Origin of the sequence: Pseudonocardia sp., assembly GCF_025965585.1 — a bacterium.
Lineage (GTDB): Bacteria > Actinomycetota > Actinomycetes > Mycobacteriales > Pseudonocardiaceae > Pseudonocardia.
This window is the reverse complement of record NZ_JAOPWR010000325.1, coordinates 24,600-32,660: the sequence shown is the minus strand read 5'-3', so window position 1 is coordinate 32,660 and position 8,061 is coordinate 24,600. Positions and strand designations below refer to the sequence as shown.

Here is an 8,061-nt window from a genome sequence, read left to right as displayed (position 1 = left end):
GGGACGGCCGCCGCCGGCGGTGGTCGTCGAGAGGTTGCGCAGCAGGCCGCCGGCTCCGGCGCGTGCCGCGTCGGCGAGGATGCCCGCCAGTCCGCCACCGGCGCGCGGTCCGCCACCGGCCCGGCGGCCCAGGAGCGATCGGGGTGTGGTCGCAGCCGTGTGTGGTGCGGCCCCGAGGGTGCGCTGCAGCAGCGCGACCGCCTCCACCAGCCTCCCCTCCCGGGTGAGTCTCAGTGCTTCGGACATGCTGGTGGAGCGTTCGTCGTCCATGGATCCCTCTCGGGTGTTTACCGGCAGCGGGCCCGGTCGGGCGGTGCCGTGAGGATGGATGGCCCGTGCGTGGCGGTGGTCAGACCGTGCGTGGCGCGAGGGCGGCCTTGACCGCCCTCGGCGCCCGGAAGGCGCCGAGGACCTCCACCGACGCGATGGTCGCCAGCGCGAGCTCCGGGGTGACGTCGTCGGCGACCGTGGCGAGCCCCAGTACCTGCAGCTCGATCGTCTGCCCGACGTCACGGAGCTGTTCGAGCTCCCGGCGGCCGAGATGCCGGGTGCCGAGCGTCAACGTCCGGCGCTGCACGGTGTCGTTCACCGCGTCCGCCCGGCTCTCGAGCTGCCGCCGGATCGCTGTGCGGATGAAGTCCGTGCGGTTGGCGTAGAAGCCCTCGTCCACGAGCAGGTCGATCTGTCCGAGATCGACCAGTCCCACGTTGATGGTGATCTTCTCGCTCTTGTCGACCTCCGCCATGTGCTACCTCCTCCGACCATCCTGACACCATCCCACGAGATGGTCAATCAGATGTGGTGAGCGGTTCCGGAGCGCGAGACGGTTCCGCTGGGCGAACGCGCCCACCCGGACGGCCGCAGTTGGGGCACGGTCAGGGTGCGGAGGTGCGGATATGACGGAGCAGGCGCGGTCGCAGATGTACAACAGCATGTGGAAGCTGCGTCGGGATGCCTGGAGCGATCTCGAGGAGACCTGCTCCCACGTCGTCGAGCTGGTGGAGCAGGGACGATCGCCGGGTGCGGCGCTCGAGCGGGTCGGGAGCCTGCTGGGGGTGCTCGAGCCGTTCGAGCGGTACTGGGGTTTCCCGGGTCGGCGTCGTTTCGAGGACGTCCAGCGGCTGTTCGAGGCCGGTCAGGTCCAGCGGGGGGCCCGGCTGGTCTCGGACCTCAACCGGGCACAGATCACCGACAGCTTCCGTGGTGGTGATGTCGCGGCCCTGCCGGCGGAGGATCCGGAGGCGGGCGACCGGCCGGTCGAGCGTGCTGCGGCGCGGCGTCCGTACTTCGAGGTCCTGGTCGTGGACGAGATGACCGCGGGGCAGGAGCGGGCCCTGCGTGAGGAACTGCGCAGGCTGCGGCGCCCGGAGGACGAGTTCGTCTACGAGGTGGTGGTGGTGCCCTCCTTCGAGGACGCCGTCACAGCCGTGATGTTCAACTTCAGCCTGCAGGCCTGCGTGGTGCGTCGGCGATTCGGCCGCCGCTCCCGCAACGACCTGTCGAGTCTGGGCGTCTTCCTGGACGCGGCCAGGTCCGACGACCTCACCGACCGGTCGGCCGACGAGCTGGCCGAGCTGCTGGGGCAGCGGCTCACCGACATCCGGCCCGAGCTCGACCTGTACCTGGTCACCGAGGGCAACGTCGAGGAGATCGCCGGAAGGTTGAGCAACAACTTCCGGCGGGTCTTCCATGCCCGGGAGGGCTCACTCGAGCTGCATCTCAGCATCCTGCGGGGGTTGGACCACCGCTACCGGGCGCCGTTCTTCTCCGCGCTGCGCGACTACAGCCACAAGCCGACCGGTGTGTTCCACGCGCTGCCGGTGTCGCGGGGAAAGTCGATCGTCAACTCGCACTGGCTCCGCGAGATGGTCGACTTCTACGGGCTCGACATCTTCCTCGCCGAGACCTCGGCCACGTGCGGGGGTCTGGACTCGCTGCTGGAGCCGACGGGTCCGCTGCGCGACTCACAGCGTCTCGCGGCGGAGACGTTCGGAGCCCGGGAGACGTTCTTCGTGACGAACGGGACGTCGACCTCGAACAAGATCGTGGTCCAGGCGCTGGTCCAGCCCGACGACATCGTGCTGGTCGACCGCAACTGCCACCAGTCCCATCACTACGGGCTGGTGCTCGCCGGGGCGCACGTCACCTACCTCGACGCCTACCGGATCAACGAGTTCTCGATGTACGGGGCGGTGCCGCTGCGGGAGATCAAGCGGACGCTGCTGGAGTTCCGCCGCGCCGGGAAGCTCGATCGCATCAAGATGCTGATGCTCACGAACTGCACGTTCGACGGGATCGTCTACGACGTCGAGCGGGTGATGGAGGAGTGCCTGGCCATCAAGCCGGACCTGGTGTTCCTGTGGGACGAGGCCTGGTTCGCGTTCGCCCGCTTCCACCCCGTCTACCGCGGGCGCACCGCGATGTCGTCGGCGCGGCGTCTGCTGGAACGCCTGCGCAGCGCCGAACACCGCCGGCGCCATGCCGAGCACGTCGCGGCCCGGGCCGGCGTGGTGGACGACGACGCACTGCTGGACATGCGACTGGTGCCGGACCCGGACGCCGCCAGGGTGCGCGTGTACGCCACCCAGTCGACGCACAAGACGCTGACCTCGCTTCGCCAGGGCGGGATGATCCACGTGTTCGACCAGGACTACGTCCAGAAGGTCGAGGAGACCTTCCACGAGGCGTACATGGCGCACACGTCCACCTCTCCCAACTACCAGATCCTCGCCTCCCTGGACCTGGGGCGACGGCAGGCGGAGCTGGAGGGTTTCGAGCTGGTGCAGAAGCAGGTCGAGTATGCGATGAGCCTGCGCGACGCGATCGACAACCATCCGCTGTTGAGTCGCTACATCCGCTGCCTCACCACCGCGGATCTCATTCCGCGGGAGTATCGGCCGGCCGGTATCGACCAGCCGTTGCGGTCGGGTCTGACGAAGATGATGGCGGCGTGGGACCAGGACGACTTCGTCCTCGATCCGTGCCGGATCACGCTGTCGATCGGGGCCACCGGGATCGACGGCGACACGTTCAAACGCGTGCACCTCATGGACCGCTTCGGTGTGCAGGTGAACAAGACCTCCCGCAACACCGTGCTGTTCATGACCCACATCGGGACGACCCGCAGCTCGGTGGCGTTCCTCATCGAGATCCTCGTCCAGATGGTGCGCGAGCTCGACGAGCAGATCGGGGACATGAGCCCCCGCGACCGGGCCGCGCACGACGCGACGGTGCGGCGCCTGACCAGCACCGTCGCTCCGTTGCCGGACTTCAGCGCCTTCCACGACGTGTTCCGCAGCGGGGGCCCGGAGACGTCCGAGGGGAACATGCGGCGGGCGTTCTTCCTCGCCTACAACGACGACCTCTGCCAGTACCTGACGCCGGAGGAGGTGGCGGCCCGTCTCGACGCGGGGGAGCAGGTCGTGTCGGCGACGTTCGTCACCCCCTACCCGCCCGGGTTCCCGGTCCTGGTGCCGGGCCAGATCTTCAGCCGCGACATCCTGTCCTACATGTCCAGCCTCGACACCCCGGAGGTCCACGGCTACCGGGCACAGCTGGGCTACCGGGTCTTCACCGAGGAGGCGTTGCGCCAGATCGCGGGCGTTCCCGCCGCGGTCTACTCCCAGGTCGAACGGAGAACGGGAGCCGCGAGCAGCCACTCGGCTGCGGCGGAGCTCTAGGCCATCGCGAACGGAGACTCGCAGGACACGGCCCAGGCGGGCGCGGCGCTTCAGAACTCTTCGTGGGTTGCGGGGTCCTGGCCCCAGATGCGGCCGCGCTCCAGCCCGGACAGCGCCGCGACCTGCGCGTCGTCGAGCGCGAAGCCGAAGAGGTCGAGGTTGGTGCGCTGACGTTGCGGGTCGGCCGACTTCGGGATCGGCACGGCGCCGAGCTGCACGTGCCAGCGCAGCACCACCTGGGCGGGGGTGACGCCGTGGGCGTCGGCGATGCCCGTGGCGACGGGGTGGGTGAGCAGCTCGCCGCGCCCCATCGGGCTCCAGCTCTCGGTCACGATTCCGAGCGTCGCGTGGAACGCCCGCAGGTCGTGCTGAGGGAAGAACGGGTGCATCTCGACCTGGTTGACGGCCGGGACGACGCCTGTCTCGTCGACGAGCCGGGTGAGGTGGGCCTCGGTGAAGTTGGAGACGCCGATCGTGCGGACCAGGCCCTCGTCGCGCAGCGCGATCATCGCCTTCCAGCTCTCGACGTACTTGTCGAGCCGGGGCAGCGGCCAGTGGATGAGGTACATGTCCACGTGGTCCAGCGCGAGGTTCGTCAGCGACTCGTGGAAGCCCGCGATCGTGGCGTCGTAGCCGTGGTGGCGCCCGGCGAGCTTGGTGGAGACGAGGATCTGCTCGCGGGGCAGGTCCGACGCGGCGACGGCGCGGCCGATGCGCACCTCGTTCTCGTAGCGCAGCGCGGTGTCGAGCAGGCGGTAGCCGGCGTCCAGCGCGTGCAGCGCGGTGGTCTCGGAGTCGTCGCCGTCGTGCGGGTACGTGCCGAAGCCGACGGCGGGCACGGACCTGCCGTCGTTCATCGGGACGGCCGGAACCTCGGTGGTGGTCATGTCGGCGAGGATATGTCAGGACAAAGTGCAGTGGCCGTTCCTGGCAGGCTGTACCCATGGAGCAGGCTGTACCCATGGAACAGGCTGGGCCCATGAAGGTGGTCATCACCGGTGGCGCCGGGTTCCTGGGACGACGGCTCGCCGCCCGGCTGCTGGATCTCGGCGCGCTCGACGGGCAGCCGGTGGAGGAGCTCGTGCTGCTCGACGTCGTCGCGGCGGACGGGTTCGCCGACCCGCGGGTCCGCGTGGTGGTCGGCGACATCGCCGACCCGGCGGTGGTGCGGGACGCGGTGGCCGGGGCGTCGTCGGTGTTCCACCTGGCCGCGATCGTCAGCGGGCAGGCGGAGGCGGAGTTCGACCTCGGCATGCGGATCAACCTCGACGCCTCGCGCGTGCTGCTCGAGGCCTGCCGGGCGACGGGTACGCGGCCGCGGGTGGTGTTCACCAGCTCCGTCGCCGTCTACGGCGGTGACCTGCCCGACGTCGTCCTGGACTCCACCGCGCTGAACCCGCAGACGTCCTACGGCGTGCAGAAGGCCTGCGCGGAGCTGCTCCTGGCGGACTACTCGCGCAAGGCCTTCGTCGACGGCCGGGTGCTGCGGCTGCCGACCGTGTCGGTGCGGTCCGGCACGCCCAACCGGGCCGCGTCGTCCTTCGCCAGCGGCGTGATCCGCGAGCCCGTCGCCGGCATCGCGAGCGTCTGCCCGGTCGTGCCGGAGACGCGGCTGTGGCTGCTCTCGCCGCAGCGCGCGGTGGACTGCCTGGTCGCCGGCCACGGCCTCGACGACCTGGGCCCGAACCGCGCCGTCAACCTGCCGGGGGTGTCGGTGACGGTCGCGGAGATGGTGGACGCGCTCGCGCGGATCGCGGGACCCGAGGTGGCGGAGCTCGTCCGGTTCGAGCCGGATCCGGAGATCCAGCGGATCGCCTCCGGGTGGCCGGGCGCGTGGGACACCGGCCGCGCGACCGCCCTCGGCCTGCGCGGCGACGACGGCATCGACGCGATCGTGCGCGCCCACATCGAGGAGATCGGCGGCCGGTCCGGAGCACTTCCCGTGTGACGGTCACATTTCACCGAGAGTTTGCCGTCGGGTGGTCGGACCGGGGTTGCTATCGTCCCCTTCGTGTCGGCGGTGGAACAGGATCGCACCGTGCCGATCAACGGTCTGCCCCTGGGGCCGTCCTGGTCGCCGCGGTCGCTGGTCGCGCGCCTGGCGCCGTCGCACCGCGACGGGCTGGCGCTCGTCCTGAGCTCCGCGCTGACCTCCGCCGTGGGCCTCCTCTACTGGGTGCTGGCGGCCCGGTTCTTCCCGCCCGCGGTGCTCGGCATCAACCAGGTCGCCATCTCCACGATGATGTTCCTGGGCGGCGTCGCGCAGCTCAACCTGACCTACGCCCTCCTACGGTTCGTCCCGGTCGCGGGCTGGGCGGCGCGGCGGCTGGTGGTGGGCGGCTACCTCGTCGGGGCCGGTGCGGCCGCGGTGGTCGGGGCCGGCTTCGCCCTCGGCGCCCGGTTCTGGGCACCCGATCTCGTCAGCGCGTTCGGGCCGGTGCGGCTGCTGCTGTTCTTCGTCGTGGCCACCCCGCTGTGGTCGATCTTCGTGATCCAGGACTTCGTCCTGACCGGCATCGGGCGCGCCACCGTCGTGCCCGGGGAGAACTTCGTCTTCTCGCTGCTCAAGATCGCGCTGCTGGGCGTCGCGGCGATAGTGGTGGTGCCCGGTGGCCTCGCGATCTCCTGGGCCGTGGCCACCGGCGTGATCGTGGTGGGCATCAACGGTTGGCTGCTGCTGCGGGCGCTGCCGCGGTTCGGCAGGCGGTCGGTGGGCCAGGCGGTGCCGATCACGATCGGCGCCATCGGCCGCTTCCTGCGCGCCGACTACGCCGGTGCGATGTTCTGGCAGGCCGCGCTGTTCGGTCTCCCGCTGCTCGTGCTCGTCCGCCTCGGGCCCGATGACGCCGGCGTCTACGGCATCGTCTGGACGATCACGCAGTCGCTCTACCTCGTCTCGTCGGGCATGAGCCAGTCGATGGTGGCCCACAGCGCCGCCGACCCCGACGGGCTGGAAGCGGCACGGCGGGCCATGGTCCGCCGCGCGCTGGCGATGGTGGTGCCGCTCGTCGTCGTGCTGTCGGTCGGCGCGCGCCTGGTGCTGGTGTTGTTCGGACAGCACTACGTCGACCGCGGCGCGGCCGCCTTCGCGCTGACGTCGCTCTCGGCGATCCCCAACGTGATCACGGCCTCGACGGTGGGCGCCGCGCGGGTACGGCAGCGGATGGGCGTGCAGTTCGGTGTGCCCACCACCATCTCGGTGATCGTCTTCGCGCTCTCGTGGTTCCTCATGCCGAGCCTGGGCATCACCGCCGTCGGGCTGTCCTGGCTGATCGCACAGAGCGTCGTCGCGATCGGGATCCTGGTGGCCGGCGCCCCGTGGCTGCCGCCGCTGCTCAGCGGGCGCGTCGACGCCCTGCGGTCGGCGGCGCTGCTGCGCCGCGTCCGCCCGTTCGCCGCCACCCGTGCCGGCGGCACCGGCTGGGTGCTGGGCGAGCGGCTCGGCGGGGGATCGGACACGGTGGTGGTCGGCTACGGGCCCGCGCCCGGCTCGCCCGACACCGAGTCCCCGACCGTTCCGGGCGTGCTGCTCAAGGCCAGCGACAGCACCAAGGGCCGCGCGCAGCTGCGCCGCCAGACCGATGTCCTGCGCAGCCTGCACGCCGACGAGCGGCTGGGCCAGTGGCGCGCGCTGTTGCCCACCGTGGTCAGCGACGGGGAGAGCAGCGGCTCGTACGTCACCCTGGAGTCGCGCCTGGCGGGGGCCGGCGGCGGCGACGCGCTGCAGGACCCGGCCCGGCGCAGGCTGTTCCGCTCCAGCGCCGTCGCCATGATCAGCGAGCTGCACCGTCGCACGGGTGAGCCCGTGACGGTGGGTGCGGCCGAGCTGCGGGCCTGGGTGTTCGACCCGATGCGCGAAGTGCTGGGGGTGCTGCCCCGCGGCGTCCGTGCCGACGCGCGCACGCTCGGCGCCCGCCTCGCCGCGCGCCTGGAGGGCCAGGTGGTGGGCGCGGGGTGGACGCACGGCGACTACACGCCGGACAACGTGCTCACCGACGCGCACGGTCGCGTCGTCGCGGTGGTGGACTGGTGCCAGGGGCAGGAGCGCGGCCTCGCGGTGCTCGACGTCGTCAGCTTCCTGGTGACATCCGAGCGCGCGCTGACGGGCAGCGAGATCGGCACCGTGGTGGTCGACCGCCTCTACGACGTCCGGTCCACCGACCACGAGCTGCTCGCCCGCGCGCAGCGGTCGCTGGGTGGCGCGGTGCTCGACATCCGCACGCTGACCTCGCTCGGCTGGCTGCACCACGTGGCGCAGAACCTGCAGAAGTCGCCGTCCTTCGCCGCCAACCCGGTGTGGGTACGCCGGAACCTCGTAGCGGTGGTGCGCGGTGCGCTCCCGCTGCTGGACACCGACGCGCCGGCGCCCCGCCCCCGCTGA

Annotated in this window: 6 protein-coding genes; 3 read left to right on the top strand and 3 right to left on the bottom strand. The window is 71.2% G+C overall.

Annotation, left to right across the window (positions count from 1 at the left end; genetic code table 11):
- Together JWR81_RS19880 and JWR81_RS19875 are read right to left on the bottom strand one after the other, a co-directional pair.
- A partial coding sequence (locus tag JWR81_RS19880; RefSeq protein ID WP_297654856.1) for a hypothetical protein occupies positions 1–246 on the bottom strand: 246 nt, incomplete at its 3' end.
- Between the two features lie 103 nt (positions 247–349).
- A complete protein-coding gene (locus JWR81_RS19875) occupies positions 350–745 on the bottom strand; it encodes a CopG family transcriptional regulator (protein ID WP_297654853.1) in 396 nt (131 codons plus the stop codon).
- 151 nt (positions 746–896) lie between these two features.
- Between JWR81_RS19875 and JWR81_RS19870 the strand changes: the two genes are divergently transcribed.
- Complete coding sequence (locus tag JWR81_RS19870) at positions 897–3,680, top strand: hypothetical protein (RefSeq protein WP_297654850.1); 2,784 nt, start codon at positions 897–899, stop codon at positions 3,678–3,680.
- A gap of 50 nt (positions 3,681–3,730) precedes the next feature.
- On the opposite strand, the gene JWR81_RS19865 is transcribed toward JWR81_RS19870, so the two are convergent.
- Complete coding sequence (locus tag JWR81_RS19865; protein WP_297654847.1) at positions 3,731–4,567, bottom strand: aldo/keto reductase; 837 nt, start codon at positions 4,565–4,567, stop codon at positions 3,731–3,733.
- A gap of 92 nt (positions 4,568–4,659) precedes the next feature.
- Here JWR81_RS19865 and denD point away from each other — a divergent pair, with 92 nt between their 5' ends.
- Both denD and JWR81_RS19855 read left to right on the top strand, forming a co-directional pair.
- Positions 4,660–5,628 (top strand): D-erythronate dehydrogenase, encoded by a 969-nt coding sequence (gene denD, locus JWR81_RS19860; protein ID WP_297654844.1) that lies wholly within the window; start codon positions 4,660–4,662, stop codon positions 5,626–5,628.
- Positions 5,629–5,718: 90 nt separating this feature from the next.
- Positions 5,719–8,061: a phosphotransferase gene (locus tag JWR81_RS19855; RefSeq protein ID WP_297654841.1), complete on the top strand. Its 2,343-nt coding sequence runs from the start codon at positions 5,719–5,721 to the stop codon at positions 8,059–8,061.

What these genes read in the sequence shown, in the direction of transcription:
- JWR81_RS19875 (WP_297654853.1), bottom strand. Translation starts at nt 745, where the DNA reads ATGGCGGAGGTCGACAAGAGCGAGAAGATCACCATCAACGTGGGACTG.
- JWR81_RS19870 (WP_297654850.1), top strand. Translation starts at nt 897, where the DNA reads ATGACGGAGCAGGCGCGGTCGCAGATGTACAACAGCATGTGGAAGCTG.
- denD (WP_297654844.1), top strand. Translation starts at nt 4,660, where the DNA reads ATGAAGGTGGTCATCACCGGTGGCGCCGGGTTCCTGGGACGACGGCTC.
- JWR81_RS19865 (WP_297654847.1), bottom strand. Translation starts at nt 4,567, where the DNA reads ATGACCACCACCGAGGTTCCGGCCGTCCCGATGAACGACGGCAGGTCC.